Origin of the sequence: Streptomyces sp. PT12 (assembly GCF_003311645.1) — a bacterium.
In the GTDB taxonomy this organism is placed as follows: Bacteria; Actinomycetota; Actinomycetes; order Streptomycetales; family Streptomycetaceae; genus Streptomyces.
In genome coordinates, this window is the sequence record NZ_QEST01000133.1 from 16,378 (window position 1) to 38,548 (window position 22,171).

The window sequence follows — 22,171 nt, forward strand, 5'->3', positions numbered from 1 at the left end:
CCATGACCCCCCTGTCGTACGCGCAGCGGCGAATGTGGTTCATCAACCGCTTCGAAGGCTCTTCCTCCACCTACAACATCCCGCTGCTCCTGCGCTGCCACGGCCCGCTCGACGCCGTCGCGCTGCGGGCGGCGTTTCGCGACGTGATGGTGCGCCACGAAGTCCTGCGCACGGTCTTCGCGGAGACCGACGGCCAGCCGTACCAGCGTGTTCTCGACCCTGCCGAGATCAACCTGCCCTGGCAGGACTGGGGCCGGGTGGCCCCCGAGCGGGTGTCCGGCGTGGTGGCGTCGGTGAGCGGCAGCTGGTTCGACTTGTCGACGGACGTACCGCTGCGCGGCTGCGTCCTCCAGAGTGGCGACGAGGAGTTCCTGGTTGTCCTGGTGATCCACCACATCGCGGGCGACGGCGGCTCGCTGGCCCCGCTGGCACGTGACGTGTCGGCGGCCTACCGGGCCCGGGTGACCGGCACGGCACCGGACTGGCCCGAACTGCCTGTGCAGTATTCGGACTACGCGCTGTGGCAGCAGGAAATGCTGGGTGACGAAAAGGATCCGGACAGCGTCGTCTCGACGCAGAGTGCCTATTGGCGCGAGGAACTGGCCGGTGTGTCCAAGCCCCTTCCCTTGCCCCTGGACCGGCCTCGTCCCGAGGTGGCGAGTTTTCGCGGCGGATCGGTCCCGGTCGGGTTGTCCGCCGAGCTGCGCGCCGCCGCAGAGAAAATGGCGCAAACCAATGGTGTCACGACGGCGATAGTGCTCCAGGCCGCCTTGGTGGTATTGCTGCATCGGCTGGGAGGAGGCAAGGATGTGACCGTCGGCTCGCCGATCGCGGGCCGCACGGAGGAGGCGCTGAGTGAACTGGTGGGTTTCTTCGTCAATACCTGGACGCTGCGCGTGCAGGTGACCGCGGACCGGACTTTCGAGTGGGTGCTTGAACAGGTACGGAAGAAGGCGCTTGCCGCCTACGACCACCAGGATGTGCCGTTCGAGCGGCTCGTGGAGCTGTTGCGGCCGGAGCGGTCGACCGCGCATCACCCCCTGTTCCAGGTGGTGCTGGCGTGGCAGAACAACATCCCACCGCACCTGGACCTGCCGGGTCTCACCGTGACGATGGAACCGCTGCCCACCGGCAGCGCCAAGTTCGACCTGTTCTTCAACCTGGCGCCGGACGACTCCACCGGCTCCGTCGTCGGTGAGATCGAGTACGCCACCGACCTCTTCGACCGCTCCACCGTGGAGGACATCGCGGCACGGTTCGTGGCCGTCGTCGAAGAGGCGGTGGCCGACCCGAGGACCACCGTCGGCGCAGCGGCCGAGGCCGGGGCCGGCTGGCCCGGCGACTTCCTCGACGCCGCCGAGCGCCACAGGATCCTCGTCGAGTGGAACGACACCGCCCACCCCGTCCACTGCCCGGGACCGGTCCATCTGCTCTTCGAGGAGCAGGCCGCACGGCGCTCGGACGCCACCGCCCTGCGCTGGGCCGACGGCACCATGACCTACGGCGAGCTGAACCGGTGGGCGAACCGCGTCGCCTGGGACCTCAAGGAACGCGGCGTCGGCCCGGAGACCGTCGTCGGCGTCGGAGTTCCCCGTGGGCCGGCCATGATCGCCGCCGTCCTCGGCGTGCTCAAGGCGGGCGGTGCCTATCTGCCGCTGGAGCCGGCGCTGCCCGCCGACCGCGTGGCCGGCATGCTCGCTGATGCCGGGTGCTCCCTCGTGCTGTCCACGTCGGACACCGAACGCTGGTCCCTGCCGGACGGCGTCCGGCTCGCCGAACTCGCCGACGCCCGGTCGCCCGGCGCCGACCACGATCCGGAACCGGCTGCGGGACCGGACAACACGGCGTACATCATCTTCACGTCCGGCAGCACCGGGAAGCCGAAGGGCGTCGCTGTCACCCACCGCCCGGTGCACAACCTGATCGACTGGTGTTACCGCACGTTCGCGTTCGGCCCCGACGACGTCGTCCTGTGTGTCACCTCGCTGGGCTTCGACCTCTCCGTCTTCGACATCTTCGGCCTGCTCGGCTGCGGCGGCGGCGTCTACCTCGCGGACGCTGTCCAGCAGCGCGATCCGCAGCTGCTCCTGGAAGTCCTGCTCACGGAGCCGATCACCTTCTGGGACTCGGTGCCCACCACCCTCAACCAGGTCGCATCCCTGCTCACGGAGGACGGCGGGTACGAGGGCACCGGCGACCTGCGCCTGGTGTTCCTCTCCGGTGACTACACCCCGCTGTCGCTGCCCGACGAGGTCCGCCGGGTGTTCACCGGCGCGGAGATCGTCAGCCTCGGCGGCGCCACCGAGGCGACGGTGTGGTCCAACTACTTCCGGGTCCGGGAGATCGACCCGTCCTGGCGCAGCATCCCCTACGGCCGTCCCATCGACAACGCCCGCTACTACGTGCTCGACGAGAACATGGAGCCGTGCCCCGTCGGCGTCGAGGGCGACCTGTACATCGGCGGGGACTGTCTCTGCGTCGGCTATGTCAACCGGCCGGAACTGACCGCGGAACGATTCGTCCGTGACCCGTTCAGCGCACGTGAGGGCGACAGGCTGTACCGCACCGGCGACCGCGCCAGCTTCTTCCCGGACGGCAACATCTGCTTCCTCGGCCGCGCCGACAACCAGGTCAAGCTGCGCGGGTTCCGCGTCGAGCCCGGCGAGATCGAGCACGCCCTGGTCCGGCACCCGGCCGTCCGCCAGGCCATCGTCACCGCCCGCGAGGACCAGCCCGGCGATCTGCGCCTGGTCGCCTATGTCGTCCCCGACACCGGAGCCCTCCCGCCCGCCGGCGGCACCGACGACCAGGTGGAGGAATGGCAGGAGGTCTACGACCAGACCTACTCCGACGACGGCGGACACGGATTCGGTGAGGACTTCACGGGCTGGAACGACTCCTCCACCGGTGAGCCGATCCCGCTCGACGAGATGCGGGCCTGGCGCGACGCCGCCGTGGAAGGCGTCCTGCGATGGTCGCCCGAGCGCGTCCTCGAACTGGGCGTCGGCACCGGGCTCCTGCTCGCGCACCTCGCCAGCCGGGTGGAGGAGTACTGGGCCACCGACCTCTCCCGGGCCGTGATCGACCGGCTCGGCGAGCAGGTGACCCGGGCCGGCCTGGCCGACCGGGTCCGGTTGCGCCACCAGGCCGCCGACGATCTCACCGGACTGCCCCGTGGCGCATTCGACACCGTGCTGCTCAACTCGGTCGTGCAGTACTTCCCTGACGACCGCTACCTCGCCCGGGTCCTGGACGGCGCCTGGGAACTGCTCGCGCCCGGCGGCCGGATCGTCCTCGGCGACGTCCGGCGGGCCGCCTCCCTGCCCACGCTCCAGACGGGCGTCCAGCGGGCGAAGCACCCTGATGCGGCACCGGCCGTCCTGCGCACCACGGTCGAACAGGCCGTCCTGCTGGAGAATGAGCTGGTGGTCGACCCCGAGTGGTTCCTGAGCTGGGCCCACCGGGCCGGGGGGGCCGGAGCCGACATCCGCACCAAGGACGGCGTCCACCACAACGAGCTGACCCGGCACCGCTACGAGGTCGTGCTGCACAAGCCGGGCACGGAACCGGCGGACGCCCCGCGACGGCTCGACGACGTCCCCACCCTGGCCTGGGAAGGCGACCTGGGCCGGCTCGCCGACCGCATAGGCGACCGGCCGGAGCCGGCGGTGCGGATCACCGGAATCCCGAACGCCCGCCTCACCGATGAGGCCGCAGCGGCCCGCGCCCTCGCCCTCGACGGCTCCGCCGCGCCCGAGCTGCCGCCGCTCGACCCCGCCGAGATCCGTGCCTGGGCCGCCCGGCACGGCTGGGACGCGGTGCCGACCTGGTCGGCCGAAGCCGTCGACCTGCTCGACGTCGTCGTGCTGCGCGAGAGCCCGGCGGCCGGCACCCTCCTCACCGGCACATACCTGCCGGCCACCGACGGACGCACCCCGGCGAACGACCCCGCGGCCGCCGCCGCCGTTAGGGCACTGCTGCCCGCCCTGCGCGGGTATCTGCGGGAGACTCTGCCCGAGTACATGATCCCGGCCGCCATCGTGCCCATCGCCGCCGTGCCGCTGACCGACAACGGCAAGCCCGACCGGCGGGCTCTGCCCACGCCCGACTACACGGCCGGTGGCGGCCGGGCCCCCGCCACACCGGAGGAGGAGTCGCTGTGCGCGCTGTTCGCCGCGGTCCTCGGTCTCGACCGGGTCGGCGTGGACGACAACTTCTTCTCCATCGGCGGCCACTCGCTCCTGGCCACCCGGCTGGTCAGCCGCATCCGGGCCGAGCACGGTGTGGAGATCCCCATCCGGGCCGTCTTCCAGTCGCCCACCGTCGTCGAACTCGCGGCCCACCTGACCACCCTGAACCACCTCCGCGCGCCGCTGCGACCCCAGGCGCGGCCCGAGCGGCTGCCCCTGTCCTACGCCCAGCAGCGGCTGTGGTTCATCCACCGCTTCGAGGGGCCCTCGGCGACCTACAACGTCGCGCTGGCCCTGCGGATGCGCGGCGCGCTCGACGCGGCCGCCCTGCGCCGCGCCGTGCACGACGTCGTCGAGCGGCACGAATCCCTGCGCACCGTCTTCGGCGAGGCGGACGGGCAGCCGTACCAGCGGATCCTGCCGCCGACCGCGGTCGAGGTCCCCTGGGAGGAGCACGAGATCACCGAGGCCGAGCTGCCCGGCGTCCTGCGCGAGGCGGCGCGCCGTCCGTTCGACCTGGCGGCCGAGATCCCCTTCCGCTCCTGGCTGCTGCGGACGGGCGAACGCGAGGCGGTGTTCCTTATCGGCGCACACCACATCGTCGCCGACGGCTGGTCCGCCCTCCCGCTCGCCGAGGACCTCGCCACCGCCTACGAGGCCCGCAGCGCGGGCCGGGCGCCGCAGTGGGAACCGCTTGCCGTGCAGTACGCCGACTACACCCTCTGGCAGCGGGAACTGCTGGGCGACAGCGAGAATCCGGGCAGCCTCTACCGGCGGCAGCTGGATTACTGGACGACCCAGCTGGCTGGCCTGCCCGAGACCGTCACGCCCCCCACCGACCGGCCCCGGCCCGCCGTCGCGTCGTACGCCGGCGATCTGGTGCCGCTCGCACTCGACCCCCAGCTGACCGACGCTGTGCGCCGGATGGCCCGGGAGCGCGGCGCCACGGTGTCGATGGTGCTCCAGGCGGCCCTGGCCGCGCTGCTCACCAGGCTCGGCGCGGGCACGGACGTGCCGATCGGCTCGCCCATCGCCGGACGCACCGACGAGGCGCTCAACCGGCTGGTCGGCTTCTTCGTCAACACGTGGGTGCTGCGCGCGGACACCTCCGGCGCCCCCTCCTTCGCCGAGCTCGTCGACCGGGTCCGCGAGAGCAGCCTCGCCGCCTACGACCACCAGGACATCCCATTCGAGCACCTGGTCGAGGTGCTCAACCCGGTCCGCTCGCCCGCCCACCACCCGCTCTTCCAGGTGTGCCTGGCCCTGCAGAACAACACGCGGCCGGAGTTCCACCTGTCCGGCCTCACCGTGACCGAGGAGCCGCTCTCCCTGGGCACCGCGCGCTTCGACCTGTTCATCAGCGTCACCGAACGGGACGAGGAAGACGCGCCGGCCCGCATCGAGGGCTTCGCGGAGTACGCCACCGACCTCTTCGAGGTGGAGACGGCCAGGACGCTCCTCGACCGGTGGCTGCACTTCCTGCGCCAGGTGGTCGCGGCGCCCGACACACCCATCGGATCCGTCGGTGTCCTGACCGAGCACGAGCGCGCGGCGGTGAGCGCCTGGTCCGGTCCGGCCCGGGGCGCCGGGCTCGAGGCCGGCACCCTTCCCGAGCGGTTCGCCGCCGCCGTCGCCGCGACCCCGGACGCGACCGCGCTGGTCTCCGCCGACTCCTCGCGCACCTGGACCTACGCCGAACTGGACCGCTGGGCCAACCGCCTCGCGCACCACTTCGTGGCCCGCGGCGCCCGCCCGGGCGACCGCGTCGCCCTCGTGATGGAACGCTCGCCGCTGCTGGTCGCCGCCATCCTCGGTGTCCTCAAGGCCGGTGCCGTCTACGCGCCCGTCGACCCGACCCACCCGCCCGAGCGCATCGATTTCCTGCTCGCGGACCTCGACGCGGCGGTCACCGTGGACGGGGGACTCGCCGAGGCGGACCTCGACGGGTTGCCCGACTCGCCGCCCGAGGTGGAAGGCGTCGGCGAGCACGCCGTCGCCTACGTGATGTACACCTCGGGTTCCACCGGCCGCCCCAAGGGCGTGGAGGTGACCCACCGCAACGTCGTCGACCTCGCGCTCGACAGCTGCTTCCGCACCGGCGCCCATCGCCGCGTCCTCTTCCACTCGCCGCACACCTTCGACGCGTCGACGTACGAGATGTGGGTGCCGCTGCTCGGCGGCGGCACGACCGTGGTGGCCCGCGCCGGCCGGCCGGACACCGCGGAACTCGCCCGGGTGATCACCGAGCGGGAGGTGACGGCGCTCTGGCTGACCGCCGGACTGTTCGCCGTGATGGCCGAACAGCACGTCGAGTGCTTCGGCGCCGTCCAGGAGGTGTGGGCCGGCGGGGACGTCCTGTCGCCGACCGCCGTCCGCACGGTCCTCGACGCCTGCCCCGGTGTCACCGTGGTCAACGGTTACGGCCCGACCGAGACCACCACGTTCGCCTCCCGGCACCGGATGGCCTCGGCGGCGCAGTGCACCGACCCGCTGCCCATCGGCGCCCCGATGGACGGCAGCCGGCTCCTCGTCCTGGACGACCGGCTGGGGCCGGTGCCACCCGGCGTGGTGGGTGAGCTGTACATCGGCGGTGACGGCGTGGCGCGCGGTTACGCGGGCCGCCCGGGCCTGACCGCCGCCCGGTTCGTGCCCGACCCGTCCGCGCAGCCCGGAGCGCGTGTGTACCGCACGGGCGACCTGGTGCGCTGGGACGCCGACGGCCGCCTTCACTACGTCAGCCGCAGCGACGACCAGCTCAAGCTGCGCGGCTTCCGCGTCGAGCCGGGCGAGCTGGAGGCGGTGCTGCGCGAGCAGGACGGCGTGGCGAACGCGGTGGTCGCCGTGCGCCGGGACCGGCTCGGCGAACGCCGCATGGTCGCCTACGTGGTACCCGACAGCACCGCTTCCACCGGCCGAGACGCCGCCGAACAGGTCAGCGAGTGGCGCGAGATCTACGACACCATGTATGGCGGGACCGAGGTCGCCACCGACACGGTCGGCGAGGACTTCACCGGCTGGAACAGCTCCTACACCGGCCGCCCCGTCCCGCTGGCGGAGATGCGGTCCTGGCGCGAGGCGGTGTTGCGGCGGGTGCGGTCCCTGCGCCCGCGCCGGGTGCTGGAGATCGGTGTCGGCTCCGGTCTGCTGCTCGGCCCGCTCGCACCGGAGGCCGAGGAGTACTGGGGCACCGACTTCTCGGCGCCCGTCATCGAGCGGCTGCGCGCCCAGACCGGCGCCGACCGGCGGCTGTCGGGCAAGGTGACCCTGCGCTGCCAGCCCGCCGACGACGCCGACGGCCTGCCCGCCGGGTACTTCGACACGGTGATCCTCAACTCGGTCGTGCAGTACTTCCCGGACGCCGGCTACCTCACCCGGGTGCTCGATCTCGCGATGGACCGGCTCGCACCCGGCGGACGCGTCGTGCTCGGCGACGTCCGCAACCACCGCACCCTGCGCACGTTCGCCGCGGCGGTGCACCGCTGCCGACAGCCCGCGGACGGCCCGGCCGCCGTGCAGGCCGCCGTCGAACGCGCGGTGCTCGCCGAGAAGGAACTCGTCGTCGACCCCGGCTTCTTCACCCGCTGGGCCGAGGCCCGCCCGGACGCCGTCGCGGCCGACATCCGCCTCAAGCAGGGCACCCACCACAACGAGCTGACCCGCCACCGCTACGAGGTCGTGCTGCACAAGGCACCGGCGAAGCCACTGAACCTCGGCGACCTGCCCGAGGCTGCCTGGGGGGCGGAGGTGCGCGAACTGGCCGACCTGGAGACCGCGCTGGCCCGGCACGGCGGCTGGCTCCGTCTCACCGGCGTTCCCAACGCCCGCCTGGCGGGCGAGGCCGCCGAATGGGGTGCTCCCGCCGAACTGGGCGGCACCCTCGACCCGGCCGAACTGGAGGTCTGGGGCGCCCGGCGCGGGCTCGCGGTGTACTGCACGTGGTCGGCGCAGGCGGGTGACCGCTTCGAGGCGGCCGTCGTGCCCGACGTGGACGCGGTCTGCTGCGACGGCCTGTACCGGCCCGCTGGCGCCCCCTCGGCCCGGCTGGCGAACGTCCCCGCGGTCTCCCGCCGCGCCTCCCGGCTGCCCTCCCTGCTGCGCGAGCGGCTCTCCGGCCGGCTGCCGGAGTTCATGATGCCCGCCGAGATCATCGTCCTCGACCGGCTGCCGCTCACCGAGAACGGCAAGGTGGACCGGGCCGCGCTCCCCGAGCCGGACCCGGTCGGCGGGGAGCACCGGGCCCCGCGCACCCCGCGCGAGGAGGAGCTCGCCGCGCTCTTCGCCGAGGTGCTGGGCCTGGACCGGATCGGCATCGACGACGACTTCTTCGCCTGCGGCGGCCACTCCCTGCGGCTGACGCGCCTGGTGTGGCGGATCCACGAGAAGCTGGGCGTGGAGGTCCCGATCCGCACGGTGTTCCAGTATCCGACCGTCGCCGAACTGGCGGCACAGCTGACCGCCGACGCCGACGCCGACTTCGAGGACCCGTTCGCCGTCCTGCTGCCGATCCGCACAGAGGGGCCGAAGCCGCCGCTGTGGTGGCTGCACCCGGGCGGCGGGCTGAGCTGGCCCTACCTCGGCTTCGCCCGCCACCTCGACCCGGCCTGGCCGCTGTACGGCATCCAGGCACGCGGCTTCGACGGGACCACCGAGCCGGCCGGTTCCGTCGAGGAGATGGTCGAGGACTACCTCGGGCAGGTGCTCCAGGTCCAGCCGAGCGGCCCCTACCACCTGCTGGGCTGGTCCTTCGGCGGCACCCTCGCGCACGCCATGGCGGCCGAACTCCAGCGTCGCGGACACGAGGTGGCCCTCCTGGCGCTGCTGGACGCCGCGCCCTCCAGCCACTTCGCCGACCTGGAGGCGCTGGACGAGTCCATGGTCCGCCGCTACCTCGCCAACTACATGGGACACCTGGCAGGGATGGAGGAGTACCCCTCGCTCGTCACCACCGCCTCCTCGATCTTCATCGGACAGATGGAGCAGATGCGGCGGTTCACCTCACCGCGGTACCGGGGTGACGTCGTCTTCTTCAACGCACTCCTCGACCCGGAGACCCACGACAAGCGGCAACTGGACGAGGACCTGGACGTGCTCTGGCAGGAACACGTCGACGGACGTGTGCAGCGCGTCGACATCGCCTGCGCTCACAACGAGATGTACTGGCCGCGGAACGCGGCTGAGATCAGCCGCACCATCAACCGGATTCTGCGGGCAGCGCAGTTGAGAGCGGACAGCAGTGACCCTGTTCGAACCCGTACGAGCTGAAACGACCTCGGGAGGACGCAAGGTGAGCACCAACCCGTTCGACGACGAGAACGGCCAGTTCCACGTGCTGGTCAACGACGAGGACCAGCACTCCCTGTGGCCTGCCTTCGCCGAGGTGCCCGCCGGATGGCGCAGCGTATTCGGTCCCGCCGGGCGAGCGGAGAGCGTCGCCTACGTGGAGGAGCACTGGACCGACATGCGACCGCGCAGTCTCCGGGAAGCGATGAACGGCTAGCGCTGCGCCGTGAGGCGCGGCTCCGGGTGCCGGCGCGGGAGAACGGGGCGCCGCTGCGGGGCGAGGCCGTGGCACCGAACCACACCACCACGGCCTGCGGTCTGTTATGCCTGCTCGGCCGACGCGAGAACGCCGTCGGCCGACGACGACAGTGATCATCTCTTTGCGTCGACGGGGAGGCGCACGCTGTGAAATGCACGACCAGCGATGTCATGTTCGTCCGATGGCCGGCACAAACGGACCTTCGGAACCGATGTAGGAGGGACGGAGTGCCCCGTCTCCTCGTGGTGGAGGCGGGTGCCCGCCCGCCGGTCTGCAACGACCCCTTCGAGGACTGGGTCCGGGCGCCCATCTCCCGGGACGATCTCGACGCCCGGGTCAGGGCCCTCCAGAACCGGCTCGACAGCCGACAGACACCGACCCTCGACTCCGCCGGAACACTCACCTTCGGTTCGCACTCCATCACCGTCTCCAGCGTCCAGACCGAACTGATGGAGCTGCTCATCGAGCACTTCGGGGAGGTGGTGTACAGACACGAACTGTCACAACGGCTCGCGGAACGCGTGCAGAGGCCGACGAGGAACTCGCTCGACCTCCACATCATGCGGCTGCGCCGCCGTCTGACACCGACCGACCTGGTGATCCGCACCGCCTGGGGCCGCGGCTACGCCCTGGACATCGAATCACGCTAGGTGGCTGCCCCGGCACGGCGGTGACACACGTGCGGGACGCACGATCACGTGAGGGCCTCCTGGGCCCGGTGTGGACCGCGCCATCCACGCCCGGGCGCAGGAGCCCCTCATCCATGAGTACTCGTCGGCGGCCGGAAGGCTACGAGTGGTGCACCTTCCCGCGCAGGCGGCGAAGTTCGGGGAAGGGCCGGGTGACGCGGCGGGCGAGGAAGTCGACACCGCTCGAGCCGCCGGTCCCGTCCTGCTCCCCGATCATCTTCGATACCAGCGCCAGGTGCGCCACCTTCCAGTGCCAGTAGCCGTTGCCCAGATCCACCAGTGCTTCGGCGAGGCGGTGCAGCACGCCGCACTCCACGCCGCGCCGGAGGACGTCGTGCACGGACTGCCCGTGGTACTCGGCCGCCGCCGCGAACGCCTCGTAGAGGCTGCCCTGATGATGGCTGTTGCCGAGGAGCGCCGTCAGCCGCCGGAACTGAGCGGACTGCGCGCCGCTCGCCGTGTCCAGATAGGTCCGGAACTTGGCGAAGTAGCGCAGTGGCAGTTTCTCCAGCACCGCCAACTGCTGCTGGAGGACCCGTATCAACTCACCGGACCGCTGCAGGAACTCCAGCCCCAGCTCCAGGTCGTGCGAATCGCAGGGCGGCAGGAGCGCCTCGGCAGCGGCGTCCAGATCAGCCCCGAGCTGCTTGAGCCACAGCTCGCAGGACTGGTGGGTGATGATGAAGAACTGTTCGGCCAGGACGACCGCGCGGCCGGCTGTGTTCGGGGCCTTCGGCTCTTGGAGCGAGAGCAGGGTCTCCATGTGGAGATAGTCCCCATACGTCAAGGTACTCAGGACGCCGCCTCCTCGTCATAGGTGGTCTACCGGCCGCAGCCGGACGATCCGGCGCGTCCAACGACCCACGTTCCTGAGCTTGGCACGGGAAGGAAGTGCCTGATCAGCATTCTTTCGTCTCTCATTCACGACGAAAGACCTGCGCAAGAGCTGCCCGGCGTGGGCGCCGCCGATGTGACGATTTCGGCATGACCACCCCGACCGAGCTGGACCTGACCGACGCGACCGCCTTCGTACGACACGACGCCCACACCTTCTGGCGCGATGTGCGCAAGCACCGGCCCGTGTACTGGCACGAGGGAGATCCCGGTTTCTGGGTCGTCGCCCGCCACGCCGACGTGCTGTCCTGCTACGCCGACGTGCGCTCCCTGAGTTCCGCTCGCGGGACCGTACTGGACGTCCTGCTGAGCGGCGGTGACTCGGCGGGCGGCAAGATGCTCGCGGTCACCGACCGGCCCCGCCACCGCGAGCTGCGCAACCTGATGCTGCGCGCCTTCTCCCCGCGCGTCCTCGGCGCGGTGGAGGAGAGGGTGCGGGAACGGACGTCACGGCTCATCAGGACCGTCGCCCGGCAGGGTGAGTTCGACTTCGCGGCGGCGGTCGCCGAGCACATCCCGATGAACACGATCTGCGATCTGCTCTCCATTCCGGAGGCGGACCGCGAAAAGCTGCTGCGCTGGAACAAGCTGGCCCTCTCCTCGGACGACGCCGAGTCCGACCGGTTGGACTCCCTGGAGGCCCGCAACGAGATCATCGGCTACTTCATGGACCTCGCCCGGCACCGCCGCCGAGACCCGGGCGACGACGTGATCAGCATGATCGCCACAGCGGAGGCGGGAGGCCGCCCGCTGACGCTGGAGGAAGCCGCGCTCAACTGCTACAGCCTCGTGCTCGGCGGCGACGAGTCCTCCCGCGTCTCCGCGATCTGCGCGGTCAAAACGTTCGCCGAGCACCCCGCCCAGTGGCGGGCGCTGCGCGAGGGGACGGCCGCGGTCGACACGGCGGTCGAGGAGGTGCTGCGCTGGGCCACGCCGGCCAGGCACTTCGCCCGCACCGCGACCCGCGACATGCTGATAGGCGGCCGGCGGGTGCGCGCGGGCGACATCGTGACGCTGTGGAACATCTCCGCCAACAACGACGAGGAGGTGTTCGACCAGCCGCGCCGGTTCGACCCGGCCCGCTCGCCCAACAAGCACCTCTCCTTCGGCCACGGCCCGCACTTCTGCGTCGGCGCGTTCCTCGGCCGGGCGGAGCTGCGCGCACTGCTGAGCGCGCTCACCGAGTCGGTCGCCGAGATCGAGGTGTGCGGCGAGCCCGCCCCGGTCTACTCCAACTTCCTGAACGGCTACGCCAGTCTGCCGGTCGCCTTCCGCTGACGGCCGTCAGCCGGGCAGCCGGCTCTCGACCGCCGCGGCCAGCTCGCCGATCGTCGCCGCCTCCAGCACGGTCCGGATCGACGGCGCGACCCCGAACCGCTCCCGGAGCCGGGCGACCAGCCTGGTCGCCTGCACGGAGTGCCCGCCGAGCTGGAAGAAGTTGTCGGCGACCGTCGCCTCCGCGATCCCGAGGATGTCCCGCACGATCGCGCAGACCACGGCCGCCCGGTCGTCCGCCTCGACGGCCTCCGGCGCCCGCCCGCCGTCCGGGAGTCCCGGTACGCCCGCGTCCGGCTGCGGCAGGGCCCCCCGGTCGATCTTGCCGTTGGCCAGCGTCGGGAACCGCTCCAGCAGCGTGACCCGTGCGGGCACCATGTGGGCGGGCAGCGACTCGGCGACATGGGCGCGCAGATCGGCCGGCTCCACCGGCCCCGTGGTGGTGACGTAGCCGACGACATGCGCGTCGGCCAGCTCGCCCCGGACCACGGCGACGGCGACGTCCACCGCCGGATGGGCGGCGAGCCGGGCCTCGATCTCACCGAGTTCGACCCGGAAACCGCGCAGCTTCACCTGGCCGTCGGCGCGGCCCGCGAAGAACAGCTCGCCGTCCGGCCCCCTGCGGCCCCGGTCGCCCGTGCGGTACATCCGGGTACCGGGCGGCCCGAACGGGTCGGCCACGAACTTCACCGCGGTCGCCGGGTACCGGTCGAGGTAGCCGCGCGCCAGCCCGGTGCCCGCGATGTACAGCTCGCCCTCCGTGCCGGGCGGCACCGGGCGCAGCCGCTCGTCGAGCACGTGCACCTCCTTGCTGGACCACGGCGTGCCGATCCCGATGTCACCGGCGTCGCGCACCGGTCCGGCGATCGTCGCCCCGACGGTCACCTCCGTCGGGCCGTAGCCGTTGAACATCCGCCGTGCCCGGGACCACTTGCGTACCAGGGGCGGCGTACAGCTGTCCCCCGTGGACATGATCATCCCGCCGGGCAGTACGTCCTCGGCGTCGGTCTCGCTGAGCGCCACGGGGGGCAGTGTGGCGTGGGTGATGTCGTACTTGAGCAAGGTATTCCACAGCGGATGGCCCGGCAGCAGGTCCTCGGCAGGCACTGTCACGAGGGCCGCCCCGGACAGCAGCGCCAGGCACACGTCCCAGAAGGCGGCGTCGAAACTGATGGAGGCCCACTGGAGCACGCGGTCGCCCGGCCCCGCCCGCAGGAAGGCTGCCTGGGTGGCGGCCATGTCGCGGACCCCGCCGTGCGGCACCGCGACACCCTTGGGCGTTCCGGTCGACCCCGAGGTGTAGATGACGTACATCAGGTGATCGGGGTGCAGAACGAAGCGGCGCTCGTCCTGGGAGACGTCGTGCCCCGGCCCGGCCGCGCACGCGGCACGGAACGCCGGGTCGTCGAGGACGAGTTCCTCCGGGCTCGCGTCGAGCGGCGCCACCGAGGAGGACCGCAGCAGCAGCACCGGCCGCGCGTCGGACACCATGAACGCCAGGCGTTCCGCCGGATACTCCGGGTCGAGCGGGAGGTAGGCGCCGCCGGCCTTGAGCACCGCCATGATCGCCACGATCAGTTCCCGCGACTTGGGCATCGCGACCGCGACGAGCGAGTCGGGACCGACACCGTGCGCGATGAGCCTGCGGGCGAGCCGGTTGATCCGGGTGTTCAGCTCCGCGTACCCGAGGGCGCCCTCCGCGTCGATGAGCGCGGGCTCCGTGCCCCGTCGGGCGACGATTGACTCGAACAGTTCAGGAACCGTGTTCAAGTGCGGTCAGCTCCTTCGGGAGGTTCCCTGATCGACGGCGAATCTAATCCCCGGCGCCCGGGGAGCCCGCGAATCCTTCCCGTCTCTGTCAGAGCGCGCTCCCGGCACCGGCCAGGGCGCGCAGGAGGTCCCCCGACCCGGTGACGGCGGCGCCGTCACGGACGTGCAGGACCGCGTCGGCGGTGTCCCAGAGGCCCTGGTCGAGCGGGAAGTAGCCCTGCTGCGGGGTGGTGTCCGTTCGGGTCCGGGCGGCGGTGACCGTGCCGGTGGAGGCCAGGGCCCAATCGGTCACGCGGTCCTGCAGAACGCTCTCGTAGGTGCCCGGCTCGGGGTCGCCCAGCCCGATGGCCTCGCTGCCGCCCAGGCTGCCGGCGACGAAGACGTATTGCTCGCCCAGCAGCGGTGCCACGATGGTGCCTGCCCCGGGCCAGTCGACCCGCAGGTCTCCCATGCTCCAGCTGCTCGGGGTCCGCTGGAGGTGCACGTTGTGGGCGAAGACCAGCGTCGCGCCCCGGCGGCCCTCGATGCTGCGGATGTCGAGTAGGTTCTGCGCCATGAGCGCGTCCCGGGTGGAGAACAGCCGGGACAGCCGGGCGTTGTTCTCCATGCGCTGGGCCGCCTGCCGGTGGTAGCGCAGCAGACCGAGGCCGGCGGTGAGGTGGATCCTGGCCCGGAGCCACTCCGCGCGCGAGGTCTGCGCGATCCGGTTGGCGGCGTTGGCGTGAAGCAGGGGGAGCATGTCGTCGGCGAGGGACCGCAGCCGCTCGGCCTCGGGCGTGGCGCCGACCGACATGGCCGGGTCCATCACCGCCTCCGTACGGCTCCACCGCTCGTCCGCGCCGGACAGCCCGGTCAGGTCGAGGTCGAGCCCCAGGTAGTCACGGGCCTGCTCCAGACAGCGCCGCGGGCTGGGGGCGCTGGTGGTCTCCGTCGGGAGGTCGAAGCCGTGGAAGGTCAGCTGCTCCTCCGGCGGCAGGCCCGCGTTGTGGTCGCGCATCCAGGCGACGAGGCACCGGTTGGTCTCCAGGTCGCCGAAGTCGTGGGAGAAACCCTCCCGCGCCACCTCGTCGAGATCGCCGTCGCCGCCCTTGACGAAGTCGTCGACGCGCAGCGCGGCCACGCGGTCGGTCTCCAGGGCGATCGAGCGGAAACCGAGGCGGGCCAGCCGGGCGAACAACTCGTTGCGTACCCACCCGAAGGCGGGTTCCCGGTGGGTGGGCTCGCAGAGCGCCAGTACGGCGCACGAGGCCACGGGAAGGCCGTGGAAGTCCTTTCTCATGTCTGTCAATCGAATCATTGAAAGACTCGTTGAGGCTTACGGCGGTGCCGTCGGCGCCGCGACTGGATCCGCCGGATCGGGAGGTCTCAAACCGTCGATGGGGATTCCGGCGCGGGAGCGGGTTCCCCGGCGGCCAGCGGTCCGGCCGGGGCGATGTCCAGGAGGGTCACGTACCCACCGAGACGGGCCGCCGCGTCGAGCATGGCCACGCCACGGGCCGTGAGCCGTCGCCGCCAGTCCTCGAGGGCGGCGGACAGCGCCTCGGTGCCGCCGGCCGTGCGGATCTGCCGGACCACCGTGCGGATGTGTTCCAGCGGGTAGCCCCCGCGCCGCAGCAGATGGGTCAGTTCGGCGTCGCGTACGTCCGTGGCGCCGAACGAACGGTGGCCGGTGACCGGCTCCCGGGCGGGGGTGAGGATGCCCACCGCCTCCCAGTTCCGCAGGGTCGCCGCGGTCACCCCTAGGCGGCGCGCGAGTTCGCCGATGCTGAGCGGCTCGCCGCTGGCGGAGGAGGTGTGCTCGGTGAGGGCCGGCCCACGCGTGAGGTGCTCCACCGCCCGCCCCACCGCGTCCAGCGTGCTCCGGTCGCGCAGCAGCTGGGCGTGGCCGCGGTCGACGGCGGTCAGCGCGGCGTCGAGGTCGCCGGTGTTGAGCGACCGCATGATCTCGCCGCCCGTGGCGTATCCGTATGCCCGCACGAGCGCCAGATAGGCGCGCAGGGCCGCCGCGTGGACCTCGGTGTAGGTGCGGTAGCCGGACGCGGTCCGCCGGGCGAGCGGGATGAACCCGTCCCGCTCGTAATTGCGGACCGCCTGGGTGGAAATGCCGTGCTCACGGGCGAGGTCGTATGGACGCAGGTACTTCACGGTTTGAGACTCTATCCAGAAAAATCCGCGTTGCTTCACCACAACTCTCAACCGACTTTGCAGATATACGCTTGAGCCCATGAACCGGGACGTTCAGGAACTCGTCACCACGTCGCATGACGAAGGCGTGCCGCGTCCGACACACGGGAGGGACACCATGACGGTCGGCACGGAGACGGACACCCAGCCCGCTGCGCTGTGTGCCGCCGACAGCCATGACATGATCCGTGTGCACGGGGCACGTGAGAACAACCTCAAGAACGTGCACGTGGAGATCCCCAAACGACGCCTGACCGTGTTCACCGGAGTCTCCGGCTCGGGCAAGAGCTCCCTGGTGTTCGACACGATCGCCGCGGAGTCGCAACGGCTGATCAACGAGACGTACAGCGCCTTCATCCAGGGCTTCATGCCCACCCTGGCGCGGCCCGAGGTCGACCTGCTCGACGGGTTGACCACCGCGATCCTGGTCGACCAGCAGCCGATGGGCACCAGCCTGCGCTCCACGGTCGGCACCGCCACCGACGCGGGCACCCTGCTGCGCATCCTCTTCAGCCGGCTGGCCAAGCCGTACATCGGCTCGCAGAAGGCGTTCGCCTTCAACGTCGCCTCGGCCGACGCGTCGGGTGTCCTCGTGGTGAACGGCAAGAAGATCGAGAAAGGCTTCAGCGTCGTCGGCGGCATGTGCCTGCGGTGCGAGGGCATGGGCACCGTCTCGGACATCGATCCCGCCCAGCTGTTCGACGACTCCAAGTCGCTCGCGGACGGCGCGATCACAGTCCCCGGCTGGAAGCCCGACGGCTGGGTGGTGCAGTCGTTCACCGAGTCGGGCTTCCTCGACCCGCACAAGCCGATCCGCGACTACACCGAACAGGAACGGCACGACCTCCTGCACCGGGACCCGGTCAAGGTCAAGGTGAAGGGCGTCAACACCACCTACGAGGGCCTCCTCGCGCGGGTGCGCAAGTCGTTCCTGTCCAAGGACAAGGAGACGCTCCAGCCGCACATCCGTGCCTTCGTGGAACGGGCGGTGGCGTTCTCCGCCTGCCCCGAGTGCCACGGCACCCGGCTCAGCGAGACCGCCCGGTCCGCGAAGATCGACGGCATCAGCATCGCCGACGCCTGCGCCATGCAGATCAGCGACCTCGCGGCCTGGGTCCGCGGTCTGACCGACCCGTCGGTCAGGACGCTGTGCACGGTGCTCGGCCAGACCCTCGACTCGTTCGTCCAGATCGGCCTGGGCTACCTCTCGCTCGACCGGTCCTCGAGCACGCTCTCGGGCGGTGAGGCCCAGCGTGTCAAGATGGTCCGCCATCTGGGCTCTGCGCTCACCGACGTCACCTACGTCTTCGACGAGCCCACCGTCGGCCTGCACCCGCACGACATCCAGCGGATGAACGACCTGCTGCTGCGCCTGCGCGACAAGGGCAACACCGTGCTGGTCGTGGAGCACAAGCCGGAGACGATCGTGATCGCCGACCACGTCGTCGACCTGGGCCCCCTCGCCGGCACCAAGGGCGGCGAGGTGGTCTTCGAGGGCACGGTCGAGGGCCTGCGTGCCGCCGGCACCGTCACCGGACGGCACTTGGACGACCGGGCCTCCCTGAAGCCGACCGTGCGCGAGCGGTCCGGTGTGCTGGAGGTGCGCGGCGCCGACGCCCACAATCTGCGTGACATCGACGTGGACATCCCGCTCGGCGTGCTCACCGTGGTCACCGGAGTCGCGGGCTCCGGCAAGAGCTCCCTGATCCACGGCTCGGTGGCGGGCCGCGACGGCGTCGTCACGGTGGACCAGTCGCCCATCAAGGGCTCCCGGCGCAGCAACCCGGCCACCTACACGGGCATGCTCGAACCGATCCGCAAGACGTTCGCCAAAGCCAACGGGGTCAAGCCCGCCCTGTTCAGCCCCAACTCCGAGGGCGCCTGCCCCACCTGCAAGGGCGCCGGGGTCATCTACACCGACCTGGCGATCATGGCCGGCGTCGCCACCACCTGCGAGGACTGCGAGGGCAAGCGGTTCCAGTCCTCGGTGCTCCAGTACCGGCTCGGCGGCCGGGACATCAGCGAGGTGTTCGCGATGCCAGTGGCCGAGGCCGCCGAGTTCTTCCGCAGCGGTGAGGCACGGACACCGGCCGCGTGCACCGTCCTCGACCGGCTCGCCGAGGTCGGCCTGGGCTACCTCAGCCTCGGCCAGCCGCTCACCACTCTCTCCGGCGGCGAGCGGCAGCGGCTGAAGCTCGCCGGCCACATGGGCGGAGCGGGCAGCGTCTACATCCTCGACGAGCCGACCAGCGGCCTGCACCTGGCCGATGTCGAGCAACTGCTCGCCCTGCTCGACCGGTTGGTGGACGCCGGCAAGACGGTCATCGTCGTGGAGCACCACCAGGCGGTCATGGCGCACGCCGACTGGATCATCGACCTCGGTCCCGGCGCCGGACACGACGGCGGCCGGATCGTCTTCGAGGGCACGCCCGCCGATCTTGTCGCCGCCCGCTCCACCCTCACCGGCGAGCACCTCGCCCAGTACGTCGGCGCCTGACCCGACGCGGCCCTGCGCCTGCCCCCGCCTGGTGACTCGGGGCGGGGGCGTCGACCGCGGCCGGCTCGTGCCCGGGCGGAAAGCCGGCATCGCCCGTGCCGCGCAGGCGCACGACTGTCTGGCTCACCTCTTTCGCCCGCACCTTCCCACCACCGCGGCGGCGACGACAATGCGGGCCGACGGCTTCCGCCCGCCGACAGCCGATTCCGGCGTTCCCACACCGAGCACCTGCCGGACCGCTCCCACGGTGGACGGACCCCGTCCATGCCACCCGACGGAAGGGATCAGACCGATGTCCTCGCACGCCGACCACACCACCGTGATCGTGGGAGCCGGCCCCGCCGGGCTCACCGCGGCACTCGGCCTGGCCAGATACCGACACCCGGTGATCGTCGTGGACAGCCCCCGGGCACCGCGCAACAGCGCGTCGACAGGCGTTCACGGCCACATCGGAATGGACGGCGTCACTCCCGCCGAATTCCGGGAGCGCGCCTGGCGGGAACTCTCCCGGTACACGACCGTGGAGCGGCTGGAGGACGACGCCGACAGCGTGTCCTCCGCTCCCGGCGGGGGCTTCCGGGTCGCCCTCGGCGGCGGTGAGACCGTCGAGGCCCGAACCGTCCTGATCGCGACCGGTGTCGTCGACGTCCATCCGGCCGACGTGGACGGCTTCGCGGAGTGCTGGGGCCGCAGCGTGATCCACTGCCCGTTCTGCCTCGGTGAGGAGAACGCCGGCCGGCGCTGGGCGACGGTCGCCGACAACGCGGAACTCGCGGGACTGTCGGCCGTTGCCTTCCGCGCCTGGAGCGAGGACACGATCGCGATCTGCCAGGAGTCGATGCCCGGCCTGGAGACCGCTCGCGCGACCGCGCGCAGCAGAAGAGGGGACGTCGTCACGGGAACGGTCCGCCGCCTGCACCACCGTGAAGGGTCCCTGTACGGCATCGAGTTGGCCGACGGCAGGGTCCTGGAGCGGCAGACCCTGGTGTGGACGCCGCGACAGCGGCAGCAGCCCGTCGTGCAGCGGGCGGCGGAAGAACTGAAGCTGACGGTCGACGACGCCGGCTTCGTCGGCGTCGACGCCTCCCAGTGCACCAGCGTGCCGGGCCTGTACGCGGCCGGGGACCTGACCAGTCGCTGGAAACAGTCGGTCACCGCGTCGACCGCGGCGGGCGCGGCGGTCGCCGACGCCATCCACATGTCGGCCTTGCTCGGTGTCGTGCACCACTGAACCGGGTCGCCGACCCCCAGCCCAGGGCGCGTCGGACCAGGAAAGGAATCACGGCAGATGCCAGCAGCGATCAGAACGGTCGGACTGTGCAAGCGTTTCGGCTCGCTCACCGCACTCGACCGTCTCGAACTCACGGTACCCAAGGGCACGGTGCACGGCCTGCTCGGCCCCAACGGCGCCGGCAAGACCACCACCGTCCGGATCCTGGCCACCCTCATCGCGCCGGACGAGGGAGTGGCCGAGGTGTTCGGCGTTGACGTGCGCCGCGCCCCCCGGCGGGTCCGGTCGATGATCGGGCTCACCGGCCAGTACGCCGCCGTCGACGAACTGCTCACCGGGCGCGAGAACCTGCACATGATCGGCAGGCTGTTCCGGCTGTCGAAGTACGACTGCCGGGCACGCGCGAGCGAACTGCTGGAACGCTTCGGCCTGGAGGACGCGGCCGACCGGCAGCCCAAGACGTACTCGGGCGGGATGCGGCGCCGGCTGGACGTCGCGGCCAGCCTCATGGCGCGGCCCGGGCTCGTCTTCCTCGACGAGCCGACCACCGGCCTCGATCCGCGCAGCCGCATGGAGGTGTGGCGGCTCGTGCGCGAACTGGTCGCGGACGGAACGACCGTACTGCTCACCACGCAGTACCTGGAGGAGGCGGACCAGCTTGCCGACTCCCTCTCCGTCATCGACCGGGGCACGGTCATCGTCAGCGGCACCCCGGACGAGCTGAAGGCACAGGCGGGCCCCGACCGGGTCGGCATCACACTCCTCGACACGGGAGCCATGGAGCGGACGGTCCGGATCCTGCGGGAGCGGCTGGGCACCGACCCGGTCGCCGACCCCGAGAAGATGCAGGTCCACGCGCCGCTGTCCGACGGCGGCACACTGCCCGACCTGCTTCACCTGCTCAAGGAGTCGGGGATCGCGATAGGTGACGTGGCGCTCCGCCGGCCCACCCTCGATGACGTCTTCCTCGCCGTGACGGGCCGATCCGCCGATCACAGCACCGACCGGCGCATCAGTGGGAAGGAAACCGAGCGGCCATGACCTCCACCACTGTGACCCGGGAGAGCGGCACGTCGTACACGCCGTCGGGCAACGCCCTCGCGTGGTGGTTCTCCGACGTGTGGCAAATGACCCTGCGCAACGTACGGCACGTACTGCGCAGCCCCGAACTGGTGATGTTCTCACTGGTCCAGCCGGTGATGTTCATCCTGCTGTTCACGTACGTCTTCGGCGGGGCCATCGACGTCGGCGGCGAACGCTACGCCCAGTTCCTGCTGCCCGGCATCCTCGTCCAGATGGCGCTCTACGGCTCCGCCGCCGGTACCACCATCGGGATCGCCGCCGAGATGCACGAGGGCCTCATGGACCGCTTCCGGTCGATGCCGATGAGCCGTACCGCCGTGCTGATCGGACGCACGCTGTCGGAGATCTTCCGCAACGTCGGCGTGGCCGGGGTGACCGTGGGAGTGGGCCTGCTGGTCGGCTTCCGGTTCCGTAACGGCCTCGTGCCCGCGCTGGTCGGCCTGCTGCTGTTGCTGCTGTTCGGCTACGCGGTGTCGTGGTTCGCCGCCTACCTCGGGCTGTTGGTGCGCAGCGCGGAAGCCGCCCAGGCGGTCGGCGGGGTGTGGATCTTCCCGTTCACCCTGATCTCCTCGGCGTTCGTACCGACCGGCACGATGCCGGGCTGGCTGGAGGCGTACGCCGCCCACAGCCCCATGACGGCGGCGGTCAACGCGCTGCGCGCACTGTTCACCGGGGGCCCGGCGACCAGCTACGTCCTGCAGACCGTGGCCTGGTCGGTCGGCCTGATCGCGGTGTTCGCCCCGCTCGCGGTCCGCAAGTACGGCTCCCGCTGACCGGCGGGCGACGCCTCCGTGACAGAAGTCCGCAAGAGAGCGAGGA

The 22,171-nt window shown here is 71.3% G+C and carries 12 protein-coding genes; 8 read left to right on the forward strand and 4 right to left on the reverse strand.

Going from position 1 to position 22,171, the window contains the following annotated elements; genetic code table 11:
- The first annotated feature begins 2 nt into the window (after positions 1-2).
- From DEH69_RS15280 to DEH69_RS15290, 3 genes are all read left to right on the forward strand, one after another.
- Positions 3-9,452, forward strand: coding sequence for a non-ribosomal peptide synthetase (locus tag DEH69_RS15280; RefSeq protein ID WP_113687522.1), 9,450 nt, complete (start codon positions 3-5; stop codon positions 9,450-9,452).
- Positions 9,453-9,474: 22 nt separating this feature from the next.
- Entirely contained in the window at positions 9,475-9,687 is a 213-nt protein-coding gene (locus DEH69_RS15285; protein WP_113687523.1) for an MbtH family protein, read from the forward strand.
- A gap of 269 nt (positions 9,688-9,956) precedes the next feature.
- The gene (locus tag DEH69_RS15290; RefSeq protein ID WP_206281307.1) at positions 9,957-10,379 is read left to right on the forward strand and encodes a winged helix-turn-helix domain-containing protein; all 423 of its coding nucleotides are present in this window, start codon (positions 9,957-9,959) and stop codon (positions 10,377-10,379) included.
- Positions 10,380-10,518: 139 nt separating this feature from the next.
- On the opposite strand, the gene DEH69_RS15295 is transcribed toward DEH69_RS15290, so the two are convergent.
- Positions 10,519-11,205 carry a tryptophan 2,3-dioxygenase family protein gene (locus DEH69_RS15295; RefSeq protein WP_113687524.1) on the reverse strand — a complete coding sequence of 229 codons (687 nt, stop codon included), beginning with the start codon at positions 11,203-11,205 and terminating at the stop codon, positions 10,519-10,521.
- Between the two features lie 197 nt (positions 11,206-11,402).
- On the opposite strand from DEH69_RS15295, the gene DEH69_RS15300 reads away from it, so the two are divergent.
- Positions 11,403-12,590 carry a cytochrome P450 gene (locus DEH69_RS15300; RefSeq protein WP_113687525.1) on the forward strand — a complete coding sequence of 396 codons (1,188 nt, stop codon included), beginning with the start codon at positions 11,403-11,405 and terminating at the stop codon, positions 12,588-12,590.
- A 6-nt stretch (positions 12,591-12,596) separates the two neighbouring features.
- Here DEH69_RS15300 and DEH69_RS15305 read toward each other — a convergent pair whose 3' ends face one another.
- The 3 genes from DEH69_RS15305 to DEH69_RS15315 form a co-directional block, all read right to left on the reverse strand.
- Positions 12,597-14,357: a non-ribosomal peptide synthetase gene (locus DEH69_RS15305; protein WP_113687526.1), complete on the reverse strand. Its 1,761-nt coding sequence runs from the start codon at positions 14,355-14,357 to the stop codon at positions 12,597-12,599.
- Between the two features lie 88 nt (positions 14,358-14,445).
- Complete coding sequence (locus DEH69_RS15310) at positions 14,446-15,636, reverse strand: erythromycin esterase family protein (RefSeq protein ID WP_113687527.1); 1,191 nt, start codon at positions 15,634-15,636, stop codon at positions 14,446-14,448.
- An 86-nt stretch (positions 15,637-15,722) separates the two neighbouring features.
- Positions 15,723-16,502: a TioE family transcriptional regulator gene (locus DEH69_RS15315; RefSeq protein WP_113687528.1), complete on the reverse strand. Its 780-nt coding sequence runs from the start codon at positions 16,500-16,502 to the stop codon at positions 15,723-15,725.
- A gap of 157 nt (positions 16,503-16,659) precedes the next feature.
- Between DEH69_RS15315 and DEH69_RS15320 the strand changes: the two genes are divergently transcribed.
- From DEH69_RS15320 to DEH69_RS15335, 4 genes are all read left to right on the forward strand, one after another.
- Positions 16,660-19,038, forward strand: a complete 2,379-nt coding sequence (locus DEH69_RS15320; RefSeq protein ID WP_113687539.1) for an excinuclease ABC subunit UvrA — start codon at positions 16,660-16,662, stop codon at positions 19,036-19,038.
- Between the two features lie 292 nt (positions 19,039-19,330).
- A complete protein-coding gene (locus tag DEH69_RS15325; RefSeq protein ID WP_181727445.1) occupies positions 19,331-20,269 on the forward strand; it encodes an NAD(P)/FAD-dependent oxidoreductase in 939 nt (312 codons plus the stop codon).
- A 57-nt stretch (positions 20,270-20,326) separates the two neighbouring features.
- Positions 20,327-21,310, forward strand: coding sequence for an ATP-binding cassette domain-containing protein (locus DEH69_RS15330; protein WP_113687530.1), 984 nt, complete (start codon positions 20,327-20,329; stop codon positions 21,308-21,310).
- Positions 21,307-22,125, forward strand: a complete 819-nt coding sequence (locus tag DEH69_RS15335) for an ABC transporter permease (RefSeq protein ID WP_113687531.1) — start codon at positions 21,307-21,309, stop codon at positions 22,123-22,125. Before DEH69_RS15330 ends, DEH69_RS15335 begins: the two co-directional genes overlap by 4 nt.
- Positions 22,126-22,171 lie beyond the last annotated feature (46 nt).

Bases quoted from the DNA above. Each gene is read 5' to 3' on its own strand.
- DEH69_RS15320 (WP_113687539.1), top strand. From the start codon at position 16,660: ATGACGGTCGGCACGGAGACGGACACCCAGCCCGCTGCGCTGTGTGCC.
- DEH69_RS15310 (WP_113687527.1), bottom strand. From the start codon at position 15,636: ATGAGAAAGGACTTCCACGGCCTTCCCGTGGCCTCGTGCGCCGTACTG.
- DEH69_RS15280 (WP_113687522.1), top strand. From the start codon at position 3: ATGACCCCCCTGTCGTACGCGCAGCGGCGAATGTGGTTCATCAACCGC.
- DEH69_RS15335 (WP_113687531.1), top strand. From the start codon at position 21,307: ATGACCTCCACCACTGTGACCCGGGAGAGCGGCACGTCGTACACGCCG.
- DEH69_RS15325 (WP_181727445.1), top strand. From the start codon at position 19,331: ATGTCCTCGCACGCCGACCACACCACCGTGATCGTGGGAGCCGGCCCC.
- DEH69_RS15330 (WP_113687530.1), top strand. From the start codon at position 20,327: ATGCCAGCAGCGATCAGAACGGTCGGACTGTGCAAGCGTTTCGGCTCG.
- DEH69_RS15300 (WP_113687525.1), top strand. From the start codon at position 11,403: ATGACCACCCCGACCGAGCTGGACCTGACCGACGCGACCGCCTTCGTA.